Source organism: uncultured Desulfobulbus sp., from assembly GCF_963662935.2.
Lineage (GTDB): Bacteria > Desulfobacterota > Desulfobulbia > Desulfobulbales > Desulfobulbaceae > Desulfobulbus.
Window position 1 is genome coordinate 2,928,998 of sequence record NZ_CAXXTL010000002.1, and the last position, 24,449, is coordinate 2,953,446.

General features: G+C 59.4%; 15 protein-coding genes and 1 pseudogene. 6 read left to right on the forward strand and 10 right to left on the reverse strand.

Features of this window, described 5'->3' with window-relative positions; translation table 11 throughout:
- Positions 1–136: 136 nt before the first annotated feature.
- Positions 137–3,400 (reverse strand): fused isobutyryl-CoA mutase/GTPase IcmF, encoded by a 3,264-nt coding sequence (gene icmF, locus ACHZCX_RS17295; RefSeq protein WP_319588447.1) that lies wholly within the window; start codon positions 3,398–3,400, stop codon positions 137–139.
- A 41-nt stretch (positions 3,401–3,441) separates the two neighbouring features.
- On the opposite strand from icmF, the gene ACHZCX_RS17300 reads away from it, so the two are divergent.
- From ACHZCX_RS17300 to ACHZCX_RS17325, 6 genes are all read left to right on the forward strand, one after another.
- Positions 3,442–3,681 (forward strand): hypothetical protein, encoded by a 240-nt coding sequence (locus ACHZCX_RS17300; protein WP_319588448.1) that lies wholly within the window; start codon positions 3,442–3,444, stop codon positions 3,679–3,681.
- A 91-nt stretch (positions 3,682–3,772) separates the two neighbouring features.
- Complete coding sequence (locus tag ACHZCX_RS17305; protein WP_319588449.1) at positions 3,773–4,627, forward strand: AraC family transcriptional regulator; 855 nt, start codon at positions 3,773–3,775, stop codon at positions 4,625–4,627.
- Between the two features lie 59 nt (positions 4,628–4,686).
- Positions 4,687–5,487, forward strand: coding sequence for a methyltransferase domain-containing protein (locus ACHZCX_RS17310; RefSeq protein WP_319588450.1), 801 nt, complete (start codon positions 4,687–4,689; stop codon positions 5,485–5,487).
- Between the two features lie 111 nt (positions 5,488–5,598).
- Positions 5,599–6,636, forward strand: coding sequence for an MBL fold metallo-hydrolase (locus ACHZCX_RS17315; protein WP_319588451.1), 1,038 nt, complete (start codon positions 5,599–5,601; stop codon positions 6,634–6,636).
- A gap of 88 nt (positions 6,637–6,724) precedes the next feature.
- The gene (locus ACHZCX_RS17320; RefSeq protein WP_319588452.1) at positions 6,725–8,659 is read left to right on the forward strand and encodes an ABC transporter ATP-binding protein; all 1,935 of its coding nucleotides are present in this window, start codon (positions 6,725–6,727) and stop codon (positions 8,657–8,659) included.
- The gene (locus tag ACHZCX_RS17325; protein WP_319588453.1) at positions 8,656–10,482 is read left to right on the forward strand and encodes an ABC transporter ATP-binding protein; all 1,827 of its coding nucleotides are present in this window, start codon (positions 8,656–8,658) and stop codon (positions 10,480–10,482) included. The genes ACHZCX_RS17320 and ACHZCX_RS17325 overlap by 4 nt, the downstream gene beginning before the upstream one ends.
- 46 nt (positions 10,483–10,528) lie before the next feature.
- Here ACHZCX_RS17325 and ACHZCX_RS17330 read toward each other — a convergent pair whose 3' ends face one another.
- From ACHZCX_RS17330 to ACHZCX_RS17370, 9 genes and pseudogenes are all read right to left on the reverse strand, one after another.
- Entirely contained in the window at positions 10,529–11,110 is a 582-nt protein-coding gene (locus tag ACHZCX_RS17330) for an HD domain-containing protein (RefSeq protein ID WP_319588454.1), read from the reverse strand.
- A complete protein-coding gene (locus tag ACHZCX_RS17335; RefSeq protein WP_319588455.1) occupies positions 11,076–12,308 on the reverse strand; it encodes a PAS domain S-box protein in 1,233 nt (410 codons plus the stop codon). Before ACHZCX_RS17335 ends, ACHZCX_RS17330 begins: the two co-directional genes overlap by 35 nt.
- A gap of 49 nt (positions 12,309–12,357) precedes the next feature.
- Positions 12,358–13,698, reverse strand: coding sequence for an SLC13 family permease (locus tag ACHZCX_RS17340; protein ID WP_319588456.1), 1,341 nt, complete (start codon positions 13,696–13,698; stop codon positions 12,358–12,360).
- 27 nt (positions 13,699–13,725) lie between these two features.
- Positions 13,726–14,736, reverse strand: coding sequence for a transporter substrate-binding domain-containing protein (locus ACHZCX_RS17345; RefSeq protein WP_319588457.1), 1,011 nt, complete (start codon positions 14,734–14,736; stop codon positions 13,726–13,728).
- Between the two features lie 30 nt (positions 14,737–14,766).
- Positions 14,767–15,425: pseudogene (locus ACHZCX_RS17350) on the reverse strand (flavodoxin family protein).
- Positions 15,426–15,449: 24 nt separating this feature from the next.
- Positions 15,450–15,884, reverse strand: coding sequence for a hypothetical protein (locus ACHZCX_RS17355; protein ID WP_319588459.1), 435 nt, complete (start codon positions 15,882–15,884; stop codon positions 15,450–15,452).
- 4 nt (positions 15,885–15,888) lie between these two features.
- Positions 15,889–16,803 (reverse strand): zinc dependent phospholipase C family protein, encoded by a 915-nt coding sequence (locus tag ACHZCX_RS17360; RefSeq protein WP_319588460.1) that lies wholly within the window; start codon positions 16,801–16,803, stop codon positions 15,889–15,891.
- A 201-nt stretch (positions 16,804–17,004) separates the two neighbouring features.
- Entirely contained in the window at positions 17,005–22,365 is a 5,361-nt protein-coding gene (locus tag ACHZCX_RS17365) for a CHAT domain-containing protein (protein WP_319588461.1), read from the reverse strand.
- Positions 22,366–22,759: 394 nt separating this feature from the next.
- Positions 22,760–24,136 carry a hypothetical protein gene (locus tag ACHZCX_RS17370; RefSeq protein ID WP_319588462.1) on the reverse strand — a complete coding sequence of 459 codons (1,377 nt, stop codon included), beginning with the start codon at positions 24,134–24,136 and terminating at the stop codon, positions 22,760–22,762.
- Positions 24,137–24,449 lie beyond the last annotated feature (313 nt).

The window sequence follows — 24,449 nt, forward strand, 5'->3', positions numbered from 1 at the left end:
GTCTTATCCGGGCGGGGCATTTTTCATTCTCCTGGAGAGAGTCATTGTACACCCTGTACAGTCGGAAATCGGGCAATGGAGTCATTTGTTATCCAGTTCAATCCGGCTCGCCTTGGTGAGCAAGCCGGATCGGTGTTCACATTGAGCGGCGATACTGGCCGCCCACCTCGTACAGGGCTTCAGTAATTTGGCCGAGCGAACAGACGCGGACTGCGTCGATCAGTTCGGCAAAGACGTTGCCATTGTTGATCACCGTCTGTCTGAGCCGTTCCTGCATCGGTCCGGCCGCCTCGGCGTTGCGTGTTTGAAAATCCCGCAGCCGCTTGATCTGCGACTGTTTTTCTTCTTCGGTTGAACGGGCCAGCTCGATCTCGATCGGCGCCTCTCCCTTGGGGTTACGGAAGGTGTTGACCCCGATGATCGGATAGGAGCCATCATGCTTCTTGTGCTCGTAGTAGAGTGACTCTTCCTGGATCTTGCTGCGCTGGTAGCCGGTCTCCATGGCGCCGAGCACGCCGCCGCGGGCGGCAATGGCCTCGAACTCCTTCAAGACGGCCTCCTCGACCAGATCGGTGAGTTCATCAATGAGAAAGGCACCCTGGTTGGGGTTCTCGTTCATGGCCATGCCCCATTCACGGTTGATGATCAGTTGAATGGCCATGGCCCGCCGCACCGATTCCTCGGTGGGGGTGGTGATCGCCTCGTCAAAGGCGTTGGTATGCAGACTGTTGCAGTTGTCGTAGATGGCGATCAGCGCTTGCAAGGTGGTGCGGATGTCGTTGAAGGCCATCTCTTGGGCATGCAGCGTCCGTCCCGAAGTTTGGATGTGGTATTTCAGCTTCTGTGAACGCTCGTTGCCGCCGTACTTGTTCCTCATGGCCACGGCCCAGATGCGGCGGGCAACCCGGCCAATGACCGAATATTCCGGTTCCATGCCGTTGGAGAAGAAGAAGCTCAGGTTGGGGGCAAAATCGTCGATGTGCATGCCGCGTGCCAGGTAGGCCTCGACGTAGGTAAACCCGTTGGCCAGGGTGAAGGCCAGCTGGGAGATCGGGTTGGCCCCGGCCTCGGCGATGTGGTAGCCGGAGATGGAGACCGAATAGAAATTGCGTACCTGGTGGTCGACGAAATATTGCTGGATATCGCCCATCATCTTCAGGGCAAACTCGGTGGAGAAAATACAGGTGTTCTGACCCTGGTCTTCCTTGAGGATGTCGGCCTGCACCGTGCCGCGCACCGTTGAGAAGACCCGGCAGCGGATTTCCGCAACTTCCTCGACCGTAGGCTGGCGGCCGTTTTGGGCAAAAAATTGATCGATCTGTTGATCAAGCGCCGTGTTGAAGAAGCAGGCCAAAATGATCGGTGCCGGGCCATTGATGGTCATGGAGACCGAGGTGGTTGGCGCGCAGAGGTCAAAACCGCTGTAGAGGACTTTCATGTCGTCCAGAGTGGCGATGGACACGCCCGAGTTGCCGATCTTGCCGTAGATGTCGGGCCGCTCGTCCGGGTCGCATCCATAGAGGGTCACCGAGTCAAAGGCGGTGGAGAGGCGGTGGGCCGGCATCCCGGCACTGACCGTCTTGAACCGCCGATTGGTGCGGAAGGCGTCGCCCTCGCCGGCAAACATGCGCGTCGGATCCTCGTTCTCCCGCTTGAAAGGGAAAACCCCGGCGGTGTAGGGGAAGAATCCAGGGACATTTTCTTTCATCAGAAAGCGCAGAATCTCGCCCTCATCCTGATAGCGCGGCAAGTAGACTTTGCGAATGGTAGAGCCGGAGAGCGAGGTGCGGGTCAACTGGGTGCGCATCTCCTTGTCACGGATTCTGACGACATGTTCCTCGCCGCCGTATTGGCCTACCAGTTCCGGCCACCGGTCGAGCATTTTTTTCGTCTGGGGATCGAGTTCCCCTTCTTTCCACTCGAGCAGTTCATCAAAGCTGGCCACCGGCTTGCCGCAGATCGAAAACAGATCTTTGCTCATCCCCAGTGCCTGCCGCTCGCGCACCTTTTTTACCTGGGCTTCGACATGGGCATGGTAGCCGCGCAGGCAATCGGCAATCTCAGCCAGATAACGGGTGCGTTCCGCCGGCACGATGGCCCGGTTGCTGGCCGATTTAGGCGTGGCAACCTGAGGCAGGCGGCCCGGTTTGAGCTGGAGGCCGAATTTCTCCAGGGTCGGCAGCATGGCCTGGAAGAGGGCTGTCACCCCCTCGTCGTTGAACCGGGCGGCAATTGTGGGAAAGACCGGCATCTGGTCGGTCGGGGTGGCAAAGGCCTCGTGGTTGCGTTGATACTGTTTACGCACGTCGCGCAGGGCATCTTCGGCTCCGCTGCGGTCGAATTTGTTGATCGCCACGAAGTGGGCGAAATCGAGCATGTCGATCTTTTCCAGCTGCGAGGCCGCGCCAAATTCCGGGGTCATCACATAAAGCGAACAATCGACATAGGGCACAATGGCGGCATTGCCCTGGCCGATGCCGGAGGTTTCGACGATGACCAGGTCAAACCCGGATAGCTTGCAGGCGGCAATCACCTCCGGCAGAGCAGCGGAGATCTCGGAGCCGGTCTCGCGGGTGGCAAGCGAGCGCATGTAGATGTTCGGGTGCTCGATGGCGTTCATGCGGATACGGTCGCCGAGCAGGGCGCCGCCGGTGCGTTTGCGGGAGGGATCGATGCTGATGATGGCCAGGTGGAGGCTATCCTCCTGGTCGAGGCGGAAACGGCGGACCAGTTCGTCAGTGAGCGAGGATTTGCCCGCGCCTCCGGTGCCGGTGATGCCGAGCACCGGCGTCTTGCTGGCCATTGCCGCCTCCTTGATCTGTTGGCGCAGCACATCCGGATAGGCCCCGTTTTCCAGTCCGGTGATGACTCTTGCAAGCATCCGGCGGTCGCCTTTTTGCAGTCCGGCTAGGACCGCATCCGGCTTCGGGGCGAGCGGGGCGAGATCAATGTCCGCAATCTCGACCACTTCGTTGATCATCCCCTGCAAGCCCATGCTCTGGCCGTTCTCCGGCGTATAGATCCGGCTGACCCCGTAGGCGTGCAGCTCGCTCAGCTCCTCGGGCACAATCACCCCACCGCCACCACCGAATACCTTGATGTTTTCGCCGCCTCCCGCCTTCAGCAGGTCGATCATGTATTTGAAGAATTCGACGTGGCCGCCTTGGTAGGAGGTGATGGCAATGCCTTGGACGTCTTCCTGCAAAGCGGCATTGACAATTTCCTGCACCGAACGGTTGTGGCCGAGATGGATAACTTCCACTCCGGTGGATTGGAGAATGCGGCGCATGATGTTGATGGTGGCATCGTGGCCGTCAAAGAGCGAGGCCGCGGTAACAAAACGAACTTTGTGAGTGGGCTTGTACAGCGTTTTCTGACCGGGAGGGGCTGGGTGCATCATGGATCTCCTTGTATAAGTTTTTTTCAAATGACGAGCGCCAGATGAGGGATCGAACAAACTCAAGGGGAAAAAAGGATAACCAAGCGACGTTAAAGGACCAAATTGAAATAATCAAAACAATTTTGGTTTCTTTTGGCCGCAAAGTGAGAAAAAGTTGCTCGACCGGTTCGAGGATCGAGCTGCCCAAGCGGTGGGCGCCGTTTTTTGGGGAGCATGCGATAGGGTTAGCCCTCTTTGGTTTTGCAGCAGTGATGCTTTTCTTCTTGAAAAACTGCGGATGAGGGGAGATTTTTGCTGTACCCAATACTCGGTGTTGGGTACAAGAAGGGCAGTCTCGCAGCGTTTTTGGCATGAAGCAGTTAAGGTGCAGGAATGAGGAAGAATGCGGACGGGTTGACAACCGGTGAACAGGTGGATATTCGCTCATTGGCGGAGATGCCCGGTCTGCAGTTGATGCGGGCCAGCTTTCATACCCGCACCTTCCCCCGGCATAGTCACGAGGGGTACGGGGTTGGGGTAATAGAGCAGGGGGCGCTCGGCTTTTACTACCGGGGCGAGAACGTAGTGGCCCCAGCGGGCTGGATCAACACCGTCAACCCCGATGAGGTCCATACCGGCCAGGCCGCCACGGAGAGCGGTTGGACCTACCGGATGTTCTATTTTTCTGCGGATTTTCTCCAGCACATGACCCAGGCTGTGTGCGAACGCCCGACCTCCTTGCCATTTTTCACTCAGGGGGTGATCGAGGATCCGGACCTTGCCGGCCTGATCCGCCAGGTGCATGGGCAGTTGGGCGACATCCGAGTGGCAAGGCTGGAGAGGGAAACGATGCTTTTGGAGATGTTCTCCCGGTTACTGGTCCGGCACACCTATGAGCCGCCGACCGTGGTTCGGGCGGGCAGGGAGGAGGCTCCCATCCGGCGGGTGATCGACTACCTCGACGCCCACTTCGGTGAGGATTTGGCCGTCGATACCCTGGCTGCCATTGCCTGCCTGAGCCCCTATCACTTTATCCGCGTTTTTACCCGGCAAACCGGCCTCACACCCCATGCCTGGCTGATGCAGTTGCGCGCCCACAAAGCCAAGGAGCTGCTCGCTTTGGGGTTGCCCATCGCCGATGCCGCCCTGCAGACCGGCTTTGCCGACCAGAGCCATCTGACCAAAATCTTCAAGCGCATTATGGGCTATACGCCCGGTCAACTCCGCAATTCCGTACAAGACGCCTAAACGCTTTTCACTGTACAATCGCCCCCTCACGCAACATCTATCCCAACAAGGAGGCGACGATGGCAAGCTATGTGCATGGTTATTCGGCGGAAGAGGGACTACGGCTCAAAGATCAGGCGACAACCCTGGCCCGGCTGCTGTACGAAGAACTCCAATACCCCAAGGGGACAACGGTGCTGGAGGCCGGCTGCGGCACCGGCTGCCAAACCGTGTTTCTTGCTGCCGCTCATCCGCACACCCATTTTGTCTCAATGGATATCTCCGCCGCCTCGCTGCACACAGCGGCAGAGGCCATCGCGGTCCAAGGTCTGACCAATGTTAGCCTCCAGCAGGGCGATATTTTCGAGCCACCCTTTGCCGAGCAGCAATTTGACCATATTTTCGTCTGTTTCGTTCTTGAACACCTTGCAGATCCGGTCGGCGCTCTGACCGCTCTTCGGCAGCTTCTCAAATCGGGCGGCACGATCACAGTGATCGAGGGGGATCATGGCTCCTTTTACTGCCACCCAGAGACCGCCATGGCCCGACGCACTGTTGACTGCCTGGTGCAACTCCAGGCCGGGTTGGGCGGCGATGGACTGATCGGCCGCAGGTTATACCCCCTGTTGACACAGGCAGGATTTGCCCAGCCGCGGGTCGAGCCGCGCATGGTCTATGTCGATGGCTCCCAGTCGGATCTGATCGAGGGTTTCTCCCGCAACACCTTTATTGCCATGGTCCGGGGGGTGCGTGAGCAGGCTATCGATCAAGGCCTGATAGACGCGGCCGCTTGGGACCAAGGTATCAGCGATCTGGAACGGGCCGCTGAGCCTGAGGGGATCTTCTGTTACACCTTTTTTCGGGCGTGGGCAAAGCGCTGAGGACGAAGAACAGCATAGGAAAATTGTCTTTTCCGAGATGGGATTTATATTTTCCCTCATTGCCGGGAGGAAAAAGGAATAAGCTGGTTCATTCTTGCAACAAGGGCGCTTATGCCACACAAACTCAACTTTCTTTCCGTTCTTGTACTGATCATGCAGATTTCCTGTGCGCCGCGCCATTACCAAGGCCCGGTCTCCGATCATTTTGATGGTGAGCGGTTTTTTAACCCTGGCAAGCCGATGGACAAAGGATTGCTGGAGGTTTTGAAGTGGTACTGGACGCGCCAGCCCCAGCCCTGGCCCGAGTACAGCGAGTTTCCGGTCACCGATAAGCCGCCGCAGCGAGTCATGGGCAATCAGTTGCGGATTTCATTTGTCGGCCATGTGACCCTGCTCATCCAGACGCAGGGGCTGAACATCCTCACTGATCCGGTTTGGTCGGACCGGGCCAGTCCCTTCACCTGGATTGGCCCCAAGCGGGTCCATCCGCCGGGAATCCGCTTTGAAGATGTACCGCCCATCGACCTGGTGCTGATCAGCCACAACCACTACGATCATCTTGATCTGGCATCCGTCGAGCGGCTGTGGCGGCGCGACCGGCCACGGATTATTACTCCGCTGGGCAATGACCGTATCATCCATGACCGTATCCCCGAAGCCACCATCGAAGCCCATGACTGGGGCCACCAAGTGGTGATCTCACCGAATCTGACGGTGCATCTCGAACCGATGCACCACTGGTCGGCGCGAACGCCCTTTGATCGCAACCGGGCATTTTGGGCGGCTTTTGTCCTGGCGACCGCCGGCGGCAATGTCTATTTCGTGGCTGATAGCGGCTACGGCGGCGGCGACACCTTCCGCGCGGCAAAAAAGAAATTCGGGTCCTTTCGCTTAGCCGTCCTGCCCGTCGGCGACTATGATCCCCGCTGGTTCATGGCCTACAACCACATGAATCCCGAAGAGGCGGTCCGCGCTTATAATGATTTGGGTCAACCCCAGATGCTGCCCACCCACTACCGCACCTTCCAATTGGCGGATACCGGTTACGAGGTCCCGTTCCGCGATCTCACGGCGGCGATGCAAGCCGCCTCCGCCCCCGAAGGGCGCATCCGGCCACTCATGGCCGGCGAACACTGGTGGGTAGAGTAGGCTTTCTCCTAATCTTACTCCGGTTCGGCTGGTAGTCTGCCTGGTTCTTGGCGCCAGCTTTCTCGCCGGGATTGTGCCGAGCGCCGGAATGACAATTGAAATTCCCGCTTCCTGCCAGGGACGCACAGGTGTAGAATCCTCCCCGGTCAACCTGACTTGCATTCCATTAGCCTCATCTCCCCTCCAAGAGGAGCGGCATACGCCAACAGCAACCACCATGGATCTCCTCCGTCTTTTCCTGCCCTTCCTCAAACCCTATCGGCTACCGGTCATCCTGGCCCTGTGCTGTCTGGTTGCCCTGGTGATTCTCGATCTCTCCATCCCGCGCCTGATCCAGCGGATCATTGATCAGGGCATTCACGCGCAAAACCAGGAAATGGTGGTTCATACCGGCCTGCTGATGCTGCTAATTTCCTTGCTCAGCTTGGCCATGGCAGTTGGCAATAATTTTCTCTCGGTCAAGGTGGGCGAGGGCGTGGCCCGCGAACTGCGCGATACCGTCTTCCTGAAAATCCAGAGCTTGAGCTTCGGCAACCTTGACCGGATGAAAACCGGCGGTTTGATGGTGCGGCTGTCCAGCGACACCGCCGCCATCCAGCGCATCGTCAATATCTCCCTGCGCATCGGCACCCGGGCGCCCCTGTTGATGCTGGGCAGCTTTATTCTCATGGTGCGGACCAGCCCGTCTCTGGCGTTGATGCTTCTCCCGCTGATCCTCCTTACCCTCGGGGTCATCTGGCTGTTCATTGTTCGCATGGAGCCACTTTATCTATTGGTCCAGCAGAAGTTTGACCGCCTCAACACCGTGCTCCAGGAAAACGTCTCCGGGGTCCGGCTGATCAAGGCCTTTGTCCGCGCTGATCACGAAGGCGCGCGGTTTGCCTCGGCCAATACCGAGTTCACCCGCCATTCCATCCGCATTCTGCGCTTCATGTCCGGGATGTCGCCGCTCCTGACCCTGTGCGTCAATGCGGGCATGGTGGTGGTGATCTGGTCCGGGGGCCTTGCGGCAGCCAAGGGCGAGCTGACCGTGGGCCAGATTGTCGCCTTTACCAACTACCTGCTCACTACCCTGACGCCGCTGGCCATGATGGCCATGCTCTCCAACGCTTGGGCCAATGGCATCGCCTCGGCACGGCGGTTGAGTGATCTGCTCACCATGGAACCGGAGGTTGTCGACAGGGCGAATGCCCTGTCGCTGACCGAGGCCGGCCTGGCCGGCACGCCGGTGCGGATCGATTTCGAGGGGGTGAGTTTTCGTTACGGCAACGGCAACGGTGGTGAAAATGGCGGTGCGAGTGAATGGATTCTGCGGGATATCGACCTGGCGATTGAGCCGGGCATGACCCTGGCCATTCTCGGGGCCACCGGCGCGGGCAAATCAACCCTGGTCAATCTGGTGCCCCGGTTTTACGAGGTGAGCAGCGGCCGGATCTGTGTGAACGGCATTGATATCCGCGACCTGCAACAGGAGGCCCTGCGCTCGTTGATCGCGGTGACTCCGCAGGAGACCATCCTTTTTTCAGGCACGGTGGCCGACAATATCCGCTACGGCGCCCCGGAGGCCAGCGATCGCGAAGTGGAAGAGGCGGCGCGGGCGGCCCAGGCGCATGTCTTCATCCTCGGGCTGCCGCAGGGCTACCAGACCCTCATCGAGGAACGCGGCACCAATCTCTCCGGCGGTCAGAAACAGCGGTTGGCCATCGCCCGGGCCCTGTTGACCCGGCCGCGCATCCTGATCCTCGACGACAGCACTAGCGCTGTTGATGTCGAAACCGAGACTCGTATTCAAGAGACTTTGGAACATCTGCCGTTTCGGCATACCCGCTTGGTGGTGGCCCAACGGGTGAGCACGGTGCTGGGTGCCGACCGGATCGTCATCCTCGAGAAAGGTCGCATCGCCAGCCAGGGAACCCACGACGAACTGCTGGCACGCTGCCCCATCTATCAGGAAATCTATGCCTCTCAGTTGGGCAACGGCCTGGAAGAGGACACCCAGAGGGAACAGGAGGGGCAACGATGAGCACCCCGACGAAACAGGTCTCGCCCTCGGCGCGGCAAGGGCTGGAGCCGACCCGTCCGGGCGCGGTCGGCAGGATCGAGTCGGCTCAAAATCCGAAACACGCCCTGCTGCGGCTGCTGCCCTTTCTGCGGCCTTTTGGCCTGCGTCTGACGGTGGTTTTTGCCGGGGTGATCGCCTACACCCTGTTTGGTCTGGCTGGCCCGTATCTCATGGGGGTGGCCATTGATCGGTTCATCGGTCCCGGCCAGAGCGAGGGGCTGCTGCAAACCGTCCTGTGGATGCTCCTGGTCTATCTGCTGGCCAACGGTTTTCAGGTCGCGACCGCTTGGTTGATGTCGTCCATTTCCCAGCAGGCCCTGCAGACCCTGCGCCGCGATCTCTTTGCCCATATTCAGCGGCTGCCGCTCAAATTTTTCGATCACCTGCCAGCGGGCGAACTGATGAGCCGGTTGACCAACGACATCGACGCCGTCAACCAGACTGTCTCCCAGAACGTCACCACCTTACTCGCCGGGGTCCTGTCCCTGGGCGGCATCCTGATTGCCATGTTCGTGCTCGATTACTGGCTGGCCCTGGCCTCGGTCCTGGTGGTGCCGGTGATCATCGGCTTCACCCGCTTTGTCGCCGGCTATACGCGCAAGGGCTACCGCGATCTCCAGGAACGGCTGGGCAATCTCAATGCGGTCACCGAGGAGGCCATCGGCGGGCAGAAAGTGGTCAAGGCCTTTGGCCGCAACGATTCGGTGCTCGCCGCCTTCCGGAAAGAGAACGAGCGGGTCTACCAGGCCGGGGTCTACGCCAACAACTACAGTATGCTGCTTATGCCGGTGACCGGGGTGCTCGGCAATTTTTTTGTCATCATTCTGGCGGGATTGGGCGGTTGGCTCGCCCTGCGCGGGCTGGTCAGCATCGGCGTCATCGCCACCTTCATCAGCTATGGTCAGAATTTCATCCAGCCGCTGCGCTTGCTCGCCAATATCTACAACTCCATCCAGGCGGCCCTGGCCGGGGCTGAACGGATTTTCGAGATTCTCGACACACCGCCGGAAATCGACGAAGGCCTGGCGTTGCCCAAGGATGGGATCAGGGGCGCGGTGTGTTTCGAGGGGGTTGGATTTGGCTATGAACCGGGCCATCCGGTGGTCCGGGAGATGAATCTTGCCGTGGCGGCGGGGCAAACCATCGCCCTGGTTGGGCCGACTGGTGCGGGCAAGAGCACCATTATGAATTTGCTGACCCGCTTTTACGAGATCGATTCCGGCCGGATCACCCTGGACGGCCGCGACCTGCGCGCGATTGCCAAGTCCGACCTTCGCCGTTGCATTGGATTGGTGCCCCAGGACACTTTTCTCTTTGCCGAATCGGTGCTGGAGAACATTCGCTTCGGGCGATTGGACGCGAGCGACCAAGAATGCGTTGAGGCGGCGAAAATGGCCGATGCCGATCATTTTATCCGCCAGTTACCCCAGGGCTACCACACCGATCTCGCGGAGCGGGCGGGCAACCTTAGCCAGGGGCAGCGGCAACTGCTGGCCATTGCCCGGGCCATCCTCGCCCGGCCCTTGATCCTCATTCTGGACGAGGCCACCAGCAGCGTCGACACGCGCACCGAGGCCCGCATTCAGCAGGCCCTGCTGCGGGTCATGGACCGGCAGACCAGTTTTGTCATCGCCCATCGCCTCTCGACCATCCGTGATGCCGATCTCGTAGTTGTGATCGAAGAGGGCCGGATTGTCGAACAGGGCACCCATCAGCACCTCCTGCAACGACGCGGAGTCTATCACCACCTCTACACCAGCCAGTTTAAAGGCAAGGCGATTTAGAGCGGGAAAGAAAGCTTTTTGGTTTTTCTTGCTGCTGCTCGGGTGATTATTCCAGTGATCGCAGGGTGTTGCCAATGACATTCTCCGGGATGATCGCGGCGATGCTTTGAGCGGTCGCCCATTCGATGATCTGCGGATTTCTGGCGGCTTGCGTGCAGAGGAATTGTGGGTCTACCGTCTTGCCGATCCGGCCAAGATCCAGGCGATCGGCATCAAAACAGGTCTGCACGGTGATGTTTTCATGGGTTCGCGCTCCGGTGTGGAGGCGGCAGGCGGTGAGCAGGAGAGCAAAGGGTTCGTCGTCAAGCTGGAAAGAGGTCCCCCGCAATTGCTCAGCCAGCATGGCTCCGCGCGGCCCGTGCTCGGGATCGGCGTGTTCATTGAATCGCCTGCTGTCGTGGAACAGCGCGAACAAGGCCACAACCTCTGGGGCAGCCCCAGTCCTTTCCGCCAGCCGCCGGCCGTTTTCGTAGACCCTGGCCCAGTGGGCGAGACCGTGAAGGCCCCGCCGGTTGATCGGGAGTTGCCGGGTAATCGTGAGGATGAGCTCGGTGGCAAGGAGCATGGTGTGATGGGGGGCGGTTTGTTGGTGCTCAGGACCAGATTTGATCCCGCAGTGATCGAGCATAGCATTCCGGGCAGATGCCGTGGCTGAAAAGCGCGTCGCTGTTCTCGGTGATGTACTTTTCCAACTGCTCCCACGATTCCTGTTCGGTGCGGATTTTTTTGCAATACATGCAGATGGAAATAATCCCTTCCAGCCGTTTGACCCGTGCCAGCGTCGCTTCGAGTTCCTCTTTTTGACGAGTCAGCAGCTCCTGCTGGTTCTTCTGTTCGGTGATGTCTATGATGGAAAACACGGTGTAGGCCTCGGGGCGTTCGCCCAAAATTATAGTCCGGCCATGGTCCTTGGCCCAAAATCGTTCCCCATTCTGGCGCTGATACAGCACCTCCCCCTCAAAGCGGCCGGTCGCTGCTATTTCGGCGTAGATGCTGCGGCCGTAGGCTTCGAAAATCTCGTCATTCTCGTACAGGGAGCGCACCGATTGACCCTGCAGGGTTCCGGGGGCAAAACCAAACATGGCTTCCATGGCCGGGTTACACAGCTCGATAACCCGGTTGCGGAGAATGCAGAGCCCCGTCGGCAGAGTGTCGAGGATCGCTTTCTGTTCTTTCAACACCTCCTGCAAACGCAGATCGGTCTGTTCCTTGGACAACACCAGCATGCCGAAGCCATTGGCCAGCATCATGTAGAACAGGATGAAAAAGCTGATGAATTGAATGGGATTTTGGGAAAAGAGCACGAATTCGCCGTTGGTGGTGAGGGCGAGTATGCCCCGGAGAGAGGCGGCCACGGCCAGCAGGAGGGTGCTCCATCCCATATAGGCGCGCAGCGACGAGGTGGACCAACCACTACGGAAGATCGCCCAAGCCGAGAGAACAAGGACTGGCGCGGACAACAGGGTCGAAGCGGCCAGCCGCCCGGTTGCCGACAGCGGTGTGGCGGCCAAGATACCCAGCAGTGCATAGGCAAGGCCTGCCCATTGGTAGACCAGGGGAACCGGCCGATTCGAGATACGGAACAGGGCCCAGCATTCGTAGGCAAATCCGCTGATCAGACAGAAGTTGCCCAGGGTATAGCTGAAGATGTCGGCGATGGTGCCACGACCGGCAAGAAGCAGCCAGCCGGTGCACTGCAGGAATTTGGCTGCGATCCAAAAAGGGTTGCGCTGGGATTGTTCCTCATGCCTCTGCAGCAGAATGAGCACCACGCCGAAAACAAAATTGCCAAAGGCGAGGGTGAGAATAATCGTTCGTATATCCAAGAGTTCATCCACCCCTGTCTGGCAGGGGATTGTTGCTCGGTAAAGGGGGTCAAACAGCCCTCAGGGTGAGTATCCAGACATACACCGCCGAAGCCGCCAACTGACAGACAGTGACCGGCACACCATAACGCAGAAAAGTAGTGAAGGAAATAGGCTGGCCGTTGGTGGCACAAATACCCGCACTGACCAGGTTGGCCGAAGCCCCGATCAGGGTGGCGTTGCCGCCCAGGGTCCCGCCGAACATCATGGCGACGAAAACCGGCAACGATTGGGCCGGCCAGGCGGTGAAGCCGATCCCCAGGGCTTCTTCAGGGACTATCTGCAAAAGCACCAGATATCCCTTGGTCATGAGAATGGCGGCGGCCACCACCGGGATGTTGGCAAGAAAGCCGGAGGCCAGGCCGATGCCAGCCAAAAGAAACATCCCGGCTATCAATAAATTATCTCCGAAAAGATCGAACATCTGCCGCGAGAGACCGCCAAGAATACCGGTCTTGGTGATTTCCTCGACAAAGCACATCATGCAGAAGATGAAGATGATCGTCTTCCAGTCGACATCGCGCAATACGTTTTCCACCGGTTCGACTCTGGTGGCGTGGATTGCCAGCAGGGCCAGGCTGGCGCCGATGATCGCCGCCGAGGGTGGCAGGATGGGGCTGGGCATATTCTCGCCGATGAGAAAGAGGGCCACCATGATGCCCAAAGTGAGCAGAGAAAAAAGGCAGAACAGAGGCCTGTCGACGGGCCTGGGCCGCAGGTCTTCGGCCAGGATGCAGCGGGTCTGCCAGATCGGCCGCAGGAGGAGTGGCATCAGCGGGATCAGGACCGCAATGGCCATCACTCCGCCGAGGCTGACCTTTTGCAGATAGGCCATAAAGCTCAGGCCCATGGCCTGGCCGACGAGGAAGGTGGCCGGATCACCGACCAGGGTCAGGAGGCCGGCGGAATTGCTGAGCATGGCGGTGAAGACCATCGGGCCGACAAAGTCAACCTTGAATTCGCGGCAGACCCTGATGACGATCGGGGCAATGAGGATCACCGCTGTGGCGTTGGGCAGGATGGCGCAGATCACCGAAACCATGGCCGCCAGCATGAGCAGAAATCGTTTACCGCTCCCCTTGGTGAGGAGGAGAAAGCGGGTGCCGACATGATCGAAGATACCGGTGGGCCCCAGGACCCGGGCCACCACCATGCCGCCGAAGAGCAGGGCCAGCGAACCCTGGGAGGCGAGGACGGTGTTGAGGATATCTTTCTGATCGATAACCCCGAAGACGGTCAATAAACTTAACCCCAGCAACCCGGCCAGGGTCATGTCGATCAGGTTGAAGGCGATACACAGGATGACACCGCCAAAAACGGCGTAGATGGCGTAGGCGTGAAATTCAGGCATGGGCGTGGTCCTCTTGGAAGGCGGGAATTAGAACGGTAGGGCGTAGATCATGCCGCCGTCGCGCACCAGCCGGTTGGGACCGCGTTCGAGTTTCAGCGGGCCCTTTCTGCCTAGGTTGCGCTCAAACATCTCGCCATAATTGCCGACAGCTGCAACCACTCGCCCAGCCCAGCCTGGCGTCAATCCAAGCGGGGTAGCCAAGACGTCGGTTCGGTCGAAAAAAATTGTGACTGAGGTTGAATCAGGTTTTCCCTGGCTTGCCTGCAGGGTTGCGCTCGTTACACCAAGCTCTTCCGCGGTGACCAGGGCCGAGAGGACTGCTTTGATCGTCATGAGCCATTGGATGTCGTCCTGCCGCACTGCCGGTGAGATAATCTCCCGGGAGTACAGTCCGGGAAGAAGCGTGAGGGATTGTTCACCCTTTGGGGCGAGCAGGCGTACGGCGGCAAGGACGGTGGCATCGTTGGTCAGGGCTGCGCATTGGCCGTCGAGAAAGGCGCGGGCAGCCAGCTCGAGACCATCGAAGAGAACCGGTTGGAATTGCAGATTACTGGTTACGGCCAGATCCTCAAGATTATGGACATGGGTCGAACCTTTGATCACGGCAATTTTGGCGTTGCGCAGGCTCTCCAAGCCCTTGCTGCTGTCTTCCTTGCGAACTAGAAAAGCTTGGCCGGTGATGACGAGCGGACCGGCAAACAGCACGCCCAATTGCGACTCTCGGCCCAGGGTATAGGAAGTGTTGCGGGAAAGCAGGTCGATCTCCTTGCTGAGCAGAGAGGAAAACCTGGCCCGGGTGGGGAGTGGCAGAAAGGAAACCTTGTCCGGGGTTTGCAGAACCGCCGCCGCCACAGCGCGGCAGAAGTCGGCATCCATACCCGACCACTGGCCCTGCGCATCGTGCAGGGCTAAACCGGGGATGTCAGGGCTGACGCCGCAGCGGATCGTCTTGCGTGCCAGGACGGTGTTCAAGGTCTCGCCTGCCCAACAGGGCGCCGCGAGGAACAGACAGATGAGTGCGGGAAGGAGAATGCGCATGACCAATCCTTTTGTCGGGAAAAGTAGTGGTTAGTCCTTGATTGCCAGCCGTTGTCCCAGTTCAAAAGCCCTCTGGCAATCCAAGGGAAAGACTTCTGTCCGTCGCGCCGCTTTCTTGGTCGGGTCCATGTATTCCATGATGACCTTGGTATAATCGGCAAATTGACAGGTGTCAAAGCAACATAAGGTTTCGGCCTCACTGCCAAAGGCACGGCTCAGTGAGGCCTCGGTGGAATTGAACATCACCTCGTAGCCGATCTGCCGGCTCACCTCCTCGCTGACATTCATGGTGTAGACAAAGGCTGTTTTAATGGTGCGCGGGAAGACCGAACGGGGCGGCTGGCTGTAGATCAGCGGCGCAAAGAGCAGCCGCTCCATGAAGGAGCGCATTTCGCCGCTTATGCAGCCGAAGTAGATCGGCGAGCCCAGGATCAGGGCGTCGACCTCCATCTCGATTTTCTCCAGCAGCGGACGGAGTTCGTCCTTCATGGCGCAGCGGCCGCTGCTTGGCCCGTCGATCATCTTGCAGGCAAAGCAGCTGGTGCAGCCCTTGTAGTCAAGATCGTAGAGATGGACCAGTTCGGTTTCGTTTCCGCCCCTTGCGCGGCGGCCCCTTCGAGCGCTTTTTCCAGCAGTGTGGCGGTATTCCATTTCTTTCTCGGGCTACCGTTGATGGCGAGTATATTCATATCGGTTGGACTCCTGTTAATAAGTTACGGTGCATCAGCTCCCTGCACCTGGCACCCCTGCAACACGCGCAGGGTGAATTGACAGGGGGCCTCGGATCGCACCTGCCGGTCTAGACGGGCGGAACAGCCAGCGTCTTCCATGATGGCTCGGCCGTCCTGGGTGCACAGCAGGACAACGGCGTACGGGTTCTGGTACTGCACCTTCAATTGATACGACGAGAATTCGGCTGCCAACAGGCGCGGGTCGTGCTGGGTCGCCTGCTGCAGGAGCACGGCATCACTTTCTTGAGGAGGCGCAGCGAGCCCAGAGAAAGAGGCGTCAACCGCTGCACTCAGATTGACCATTTTGGTGGACAAGCGTCCGCGCTCCTCGTCGCCAGGAAGTCCTTTGTTGCCGGGTGTGCAGCAGGCGTTGAGGAGGAGTAACGCGGCAAGAATAAAGAAGAAGTGTCGTTTCATATCATTAGCTCCAGTGCACCATTCGGCCATCTGTATCCAATCCGGTATCAAGGCTCATGCTTTTTAGGGTGTCCAGCGGTGAAGGCTGATTTTGCAGGGATAAGGCCATCCAGCCCCACATTTCGATGACATTGCCGAGCGCCTTCTGGAAAATTTCCTCGAAGGGCATGGAGCGATCTCCGGGAACTTTGAGTGCATCAATGTATGTCGGTTCAGGGGCAGCCGGATAAATAAGCCCCAGATTGGCGGCAACGTGGCGGGCAAAGGGAAACAGGACATTGCCGCTTTCGCCGATTTTCATCATCTTCCGCATGGCCGTATGCCAGGCGTGCACGTCCGGGTTGCCGAGCTGCGGATAGGTTGTTGTCAACGCCTCCCGCCACAGTGCCGCAATATCGGGGTCCATCTGTTCCTGATGGTTGATGTCGGAGGAGTCGTACACATTGGTTGATATCTGGCGATTGAAATCCAGCACGCCCAGGTTGAGCCGTCTGTGCGCATAAACATCCTCGGACATCTCACAGCTGCGGTGATTCGTTTTGTTTTGCTCATAGGGGCCGACCTTGAGGTTGACTACCGGATGAATGGTGCCGTCGGAAGCGACATGGGCGGCAAAACCGAACAACCAGGCCAGGCATTTCTGCCGTTTGTTGGCTTCCGGAATAGCGCGAATGGCGGCAATGCCCGTGCGAATCATGGTCACGGCCTGCCCCTTGTGCATGGCGTCGGCCCACTGGGTGGAGGTGCCATGAAGAACATCGAGATACGGATAATCGGGAGCGATTGACCCGACTATGCAAAATTTTTTCCACAACCCCAGCGCCTGCTTGGCCTCCGGATGCAACAGGCCGCCACGGCGATGCACGGCTTCCTCAATGGCCAATTGGACGAGCGTAATGTGCGTGTACCCACCGGACATATAATGTTTTCTCCTTGTTAGTGTGCAGGGCTTTTTTTGGTTTGGAACATAAGAGCCCGGTTTGCGAGTTATTTTCTTTATTGATGATTGGTGAGCAGCGGTTGCGGTAGTGCATCCCAAGCCATAAGGTTTCGGCTTCCCTTTGGGGCGAGTAGACATACATTCCGTTACCGGTGCCTCTGAGATCAAAACCTGGAAGGCTCACTGGCTCCGCATGATCTTTTCGACCAACCGCTGTAAGGCTTCCTTGATAGTCCTGCTCGGTTCATCCTCCGGAAGCAGGGCGATGACCAAGCGCAATCGATGGGTTGCTGGATCCGGGTCGCGGGCATCGCCCAGGCGGTTCAGCACCTGGCGGTACTGGCTGGCCAGCCGGTTGAACACTTCCGGTTCAGTCAGGCTTGCCTGTTGGCGGGTTTCCTCCAAACAGGCCCAGAGGGCATCGATTCGTTCGGCTTCGATTTCCGCCAGGGCGTGGCAGAGCTCTCGTTGTTCGGCAAAACGGCGGCGTCCGTTTTCAGCAGCTGCTCGGAGCAGGTCCGGCAATTGACTGGAGAGCGTGTCCATCGGCTCGCGCTCGCCCCAACTGGCACGAAGAAAGGCGGCGTCCAGGGCATTGAACAGCGGGGCATACTCCCAACTGCCGCTGCGTTTGTTGCTGTGCACGGCGGCCTTCCAGTAAGCCTCCTCCATCTCGGCCAACCATTTTTTGATCCCCTTGGTGTTCCCGTGCACCACGTTCGCCCGGGTCCATCGTTGCCAGTATGAGCCCAACAGCGTCAACCGTTCGGTGGTCGAGCCGAGCTTAATCAGTTGCTCCAACTGCTCCCGGCCCATTTCCATAGAGGTTTTACCTTTTTTTCGCTGCTCCTCTTCTTTCTTTTTGTCCGTATCCTTGGACTCCAACAGATCGGCTCCGTGGTGGATCTCCAGGCTGGCGAGGTGTTCCAGGGCGTGCAGGCTCAAGTCCGCGTCTTCAAAGCTCAACGCCGCTCGGTAATGGCCGATGGCGCGTTCCTGGTCGCCCAGTTCTGCCCAGGATACCGCCAGTTTTTCCCGGACCCCGGCATGCTGGAAATCGGTGCCGCGGGCGGCCTTCTCGATGGCCTTGAGTTGTTTACGGTAGAAATCCTGCCGCTCAGCCGGGGTGGCCTCCTTGAGGCGCGCTCCCAGCATCTCGAGGTCGGCAATGAGGTGGCTGGGATGGACGTATTCAAGTGGTTTCGTTTCTTTTGCATCATCGACATCGGGGAAGCGGTACTGCTCGTCACCGTAGGCCTGGAAGGCCCCCCAGGTGTTGGTCTGGGGATGATCGCGATGGGTCTCGGTGCGCGACTGAAGCAGAGCCTGCCCAAAACGCATTCCCTTGAACATCGCCTCATAGAAGATGCGGGCAAAGGTGGAAGCGGCCTGATCGTCCACGGCCCAGCCAGCAGCGATGACTGCCTTGCAGCCCATCTGGATGAATTCAGTGGCCAGGTTGGCGGCCAACTCGCCCCAGGGTTGCTCCGCCTCCTCTTTCATGCTGCCGAGATGACAACAGTTGATGAACACAAACTCGGGCACCCGCCGGAGCTTGCTCACTTGAGCGCTGGTGAGATAGGTTTCCGGCCCGAGCACCATCCCGGTGCAGCCGGTTTTCTTGTCGTTGACGATGCCGTGTCCGGCCAGATGGACGAAGCGGTAGTGGCCGTTGAACAAGCCGTCGAAGACCTCCTGGGCCATGGGCCGACAGAGCTCGTTGACCTCATATTCGGCATGGGTGAAGTATTCGGCCACATTTTTGGCCTCTGCCTGGGCACCGAGCAGTTCCGTCAGGCCGGACTGGGTGTCGCCGACAACAAGGGTCCGTTTTTCCGTGACGACCTGTACCCGGCCGCGGCCGTGGGGTGTGGCCAGTTGGCGCACCAATTCAATCCGGGCCGCCAGGGGTGGTTCGCCGGGCTGGTCGGTATCGCGCATCAGTTCCCAGGGATAGGCCGCAGCCTTGGTGTCCACCGACAGCATCAAGGTTCGGAGATCGGCCACCGCCTCCTTCATCCCATTGGGCACCAGCAGCTCAAACAGGGCCCGTGACAGACCGGGCTGATCCATGGTGCTGCGGGTGGCGGAGCGGATCAACCCATCCACCGCCTGGCGTTGGTCGGGTTCGGCACTGACCTCGTTGCGGGCTCGATCGGTGACCACAGTGAAACGCAGGCTGCCGTTATCGGCGACGATATGGACCCGGTACATACCCTGCTGTCCGCCGCTAGCTTGACACCGGCCGCGGTAGCCGCCCTGGCCGTCGCGCAGGCGGCCTTCGAAGCGGGCTACCTCGGCAAAGCGTGCCTCGCCGACCAGATCGCGCAGGGCCTGGACGGCGGCGACGGATCGGCCTTCAACCTCCTCAAACAGGGTCAGGTGGCCGATTCGGATCTTCATTGCCGATTGCAGCAAGGCCCGGTTGGCCCGCCGCAGGGCCTCGAGCAGGCAGCGTGCTCCGGATTCGATGGGCAGGCCGGCAAAACCGGTGCCCACCAACAGTGAGGAGACTGCGAGTCGTTCGGGTTGCGACGGATCGGCCTCGCACTGCTGTTCCATAATGCGGGCATACTCGAGTAAACCTTGACTCAGGGCCTGGGTCAGGGCACCGGGCAGCAGGTCGCCGAGAACGCCCAGGCCAATGACGATGGCTCCGGCTGGTTTGGCAGTCGGCTCGGTCCGGCGGAAGACCATGGCGCTGCCGACCTGACAGGGATAGCGGCCGATTTTTCCGGCCCGTTCCAGGCGGCCGTCAAGGTGATCGTTGAGGAATTTGGCGCTGCCGCAGAGGGTATTGCCTGCATAAGCGCCGATCAGCACCGGGGTTTCGGCGCTGGCCAGACTGCCATGGATGACCTCGATGACCACCGGCGCCTCTCCTTTCTCCCTGGTCCGTCGTCTCGGCCTTGCCCCGCCGGTGGCGGCGGCCAGCACCTCGTCGGCGCTGGGATAAAGACCACCCCCGGTCAGACCGCGCGCCCGGAAGATCGGTACAGCCTCGCCCCTCGCCCCGGCTGAACTCCGTGGCAGCTGGCGGGTGTTGCCGGTTTCTATAAGTTCCCGGTAGGCCTCGAAGGCCCGCTCATGATTAGCAAGATCACCGTGCATGGCGTCCGTGTACCAGACCGGCACACCGGCTGGAATCCCAGTTGTCCACGGCACCCGGCCATCACCCTCGCTGGTACTGCCAATTTCTACCCGGCCTTGTTCGCACCGAACCGCAATCGGTGTCGGCGCTTGGCCGGCCACATACAAACAGCATTCCGGATCGAGCTTGGCCCCGCTCAAGACAGCAACGGTTGCTCGTGCAGCGGCCAGCGGCCCGTCCTGCGGCGGTATCCAGGCCGTGTCCCTTTTCTCGTCCCGGTCCGCATCGTAGAATGTTCGCCAGGTCTCGGGGTTGAAATAATCAAGACCATCGGCAGCCAGACCGTTTTCCCCCGGCCAGGGCAGCATCTCCAGCACGCCGGGAAAATCGCGGACAATCTCCAGAAATGCGCGCATGTCGTGCTTCCAGTCGAACCAGTGCTCTATGGCCTGGACAAAATCGTCCCGACCCAGCAGCACGGCCGCAATGGAATGCGAGCCTTTATTGGGTGTACCAAGTTGCAGCAGGCGGCTACCCGGCAGGGCCTTAAATTTAGACCAGCGGTCCTGCAGGGCCAGTCGCGCCACCAATCCGCCCATGGAGTGGGCGACAATCCTGACGGGCTTGCCCCGTTCCTTGGCCTCGGCCATGGCCGGGTCCAGCTCTGTACCGAAGCGGAGGGCAGATTCCTTGATCGACTGGCGCCAATCGTAGGCAAAAGGGCGCACCTCGTGGGTTTCGGCGAGGAAGCGGGCCAGCTTTTCGTAATTGCGATCCAGCCACCCGTCCGGGCTGATGTTGGGGGCATCGATGCGCAACCGCTCCATGCCGCCACCGCAGAGGCTGAGCGGATCGAACCAGATGCGGTTGGTCCCTGTCTGAACGTGGCTGCCCATGATGCCGGGCAGGAGGAAAACGATGGGGGCCTGATCACGGCGTTTGATCTCAATGCCGCTTCGGCTGATCACCGCCTGGGATGGGCCGTCGATGAGGGTGAAGTCCTTGTCCTCGCCCCGGAGGGCGGCCAATAAGGCCAGGGCGCTCTCGTCGCGGCGGAAATAGCTGAGATGGTGCACCTCCGGGCCGGTCAGGCTTTTTTGCATGATCCCCATGGTACGAAAGGCGCCGCCGCTCATCGAGGGGGTGTTGACCACGAGATCGGTCTGGCCGCCGTAGTAGATTTCCGAGAGGCAGTCGCCCAGCCAGGGAAGCAGGCCATCGCCTTGAAAATCGCCAGCCAGCACATGCAGGGGTGCATCGATGCGGATGTCTGCCGCATTCAGCAGGCCCACCAGGGGCGAGTCGGGCATCATTGCTTCCAGGCCGGGGAGGATGCGGGCATCGGTGCGTTCGCGGACCACGGCCAGGAGGAAGTTTTGCAGCAGCTCAAGACCTTTGACCACCGGTTCGAGCAGGGGCACGGCCTTGCCGCCCGCTTCCAGTCCCTTGCCGAGCAGGTTGGCCATGACACTGGCCCAGCGGTCGAGTCGGCCGGATGCCAGGGTGGTGCCACGTGCTGGGCAAGCCACCCGGACAAAACGCTCTACCCGAATCTTGCGACTGAGCATCTCTTGGTTGAGTTCGCGCAACCGTCCGGCGTCAATCTCAAATCCTTGGCGCCCTGTTTTTTCACCCAGTTCGAGAAAACGAGCGATCTCACTTTCGGTGAAGGGATCTTGGCCAATTCTGTTGGCCCTGGCTAGGAGTTCACCCACCAAGCCGCCGCGCGAATGGCTGACCAGATGCAGCCGGGCACCCTGGGGGAGGGTTTTGATCAGGTCCAGCGCATTGGCAATCGGGCTTTCGGTGAGACTGCGGTGCTCCAGGGCGTAGATGCGTAGACCATAGGTTTTGACCAGATTATCCAGGTATTTGGAATTCTCCCACAGGCCGCCGAAACTGCCCTCAGAGGAAGAGGCAGTCCCGTGGAGGAACACCAGGGTCGGTTCGCCAGAAGTGGGCAGTTGCTCCACCTTGCTCAGATCCCAGCGGTCAGTGGCGCAGCGATAGAGGCCATTGCGGTGCTCAAGCCGTGCGTCCTGGAAACTGCCCGCCGCAATCAAGGCGGTCATGCCCGCCGGGCCGGTGCGGAAGACGCGCAACCCTTTCAAAATCCAGGCACCAATGCCCTCGCGAGAGAGGCCGTCGGGCAGACGAGGACCGGTGAGGCGCAGGGCCTGACTGACGGTGATGGTTCCCTCCGTGCTCTCCCCACCCCTGACTGCCGGGCCGAGGTACCGCTTTGCATCCTCGGCTGCGACCAGGATGCGGGTGCCATTTGCCAATTGCAGTTCCAGAACGGTATCGGGCTGGAGGTCAAGTTTGGGCAGGGCCGATTCCGCGCCCCGTACTGCCCCGTCGAGGCGATACGTCTCGGCCGTCCATCCGGCGACGTTTCCTTTGCTGGCAGTTGAACCTTCAATCTGCAGGGTGATGGTGGATGTACTCATGTTTGCCTCCTTGGGTATGCATTGGGGGGCAGGGCTTACCCGCCGACAGTGTCGGCGGATGGCCGCTCTCCAGCCGGAAAAGAATCGGCCAGGCTATGGGAATCTCTGTGGCGCTACCAGGGTAATGAAATCCTTGCGGTGCAATGAGCGTTGAAAAAAGTGGAACTGTTCAGGTTTGATGGTCCGGCTCGGTACAGGCTGTGCAACAGGCAAATTCAGGATTGATGGATGAATGGAACCTTTGCAAGGATTTTTAGGGCTTTCCCCTGACATCCGCAGGTACTTTACCTGCAGGGATCGAACATGAAACGATGGGGAGACGGGAAGGCTGCACCCTCCCGTCTCTTTCTTCTCCCTGCATTGAGCACACTCAAGCAAGGCGGTCATTCTGCCCTTAAAACTTGACGCAACCGTACAACATCATGGACGTCCAATCCTCATCGCCGCCATGTAACTGCGTGGCGCCGTCATCTGGAGTCGCGTACGCTCCAACCAGGGATAAGGTGAGGTAATCGGTGGCCGCCCAGTCGAAAATCAGGTTCCATTCATCGGCATAGTCATCGCTGACGACATCATACGCCTCCGGTTTATGGAGATTGAAATTAAAATAAAACAGGTTGACCGTCAGCGATTCGACCGGTTGGAACTTGAGCCGGATCATATGCGTATCCAGATTGTTGTTGCCCAGGGCATATTCGCCGACAATCTCGCCCTGATACCAGGTGCCCCAGTCGGTGCCGCCGTAGAACAGGGGATCATAGTTCTCGTCAAAGATGGCGTAGCGGTAGGTCAGTTCCGGTTTCCACGGCACCTTGCCGAACTGGTAGCTGGTGGCGATGTACCAGCCGTTGCCGTTATCAAGGCTGTTATCTTTGTCCTCATGGGCATATTCCGCCTCGAACTTGAGCGGGTGCAGGGCCTCGGGGCCACCGGCGACCGCAAAGGGTTTGATGTCGCCGCGGATGTCGTAGACCTTCATCCCATCGCGGGTCTCGTCTTCAGAATCGAGCGCGAAGAGGCTGCCGCCAAGATGCGCTGAATCGCTGAAGGCGTAGTCCGTCGTTGCCCCGCCTGCCCGGGTGTCAAAATCGCTGAAGTGCTGGGCGGTAAAGTCATTGATGCGGTCAGTTTCAAAATAAAAGAGGTCGCCGGACCAGGGACCTGATTTCATGCGAATAATGCCGGCAAAGTCAGCGCTTTTCCGGCCGCCGAGATACCAGGCCGCCCGTTTGTAACCACCCTCGCCTTCGCTGGTGAAGAGAAAGCCGTTGCCGACCGCATAGATCTGCCGGCCAAAGGAGATGTCGAGGAAATCCTCGCCGAGCGTGCTCAACAGATTGCCTGAACGCCAGCCGGCATAGGCCTTGTCGAAGCGTAGCGAACTGACGTCCCCCTCGGCGGCATTGGTCCCGCCGACATCGATACCGCCAAAGGTATTGGCCTGGACCGCGTCGACCTTGGCATAGAAAGATTGTGAATTAGGCAGGGTATAGTTGCCTTCAAGCCCCAGGCGGACCAGCGACTCCCACCAGGAATCAATATTTTCCCCATTCAAGTTCCCTTTATCGTTCCCGAACCAGGCGTTGCCCTGATTGAAAAACGCGAGGTCAAAGCCAACGGAGGCCTGCAGAAAACTGTTGTTTTCGCCCTGATAGAAGCGAAGCGGATTGGGCTTTTCGGCCTCCTCGGCATACCCTGTGGCGATCAACGGGGTGGTGAGCAGGAGTGCGGTGACGGTTGCCGTGAGGGGCAATCTCAACAGGTGGTTCATTGCATCAATCTCTTTTTTGTTGAAGTTAAAGGGTGAAAAAACGGTTCCGTGTTCACGCTTCCCGCGACCGAATTCAAAGCGCTTTGATCCAACCGCGATTTCCGGGTAGGAGCAAATCCCGATAGACGGGGCTGGGGCGATCCCAGTGACCCTGTCCCGGAAATGCTTGGAGACAGAGCCATGGGACCATTATCAGGTTAGCGCCGGGTTGGCCATAAAAATGTCGCTTTGCCACAGCGTGTCGTTGGTCTGCTGTTGAGTTTACCGTCCACCTTTGGCTGCGGAGGCTCGGTTGAGCTGGTGCGAGCGATCT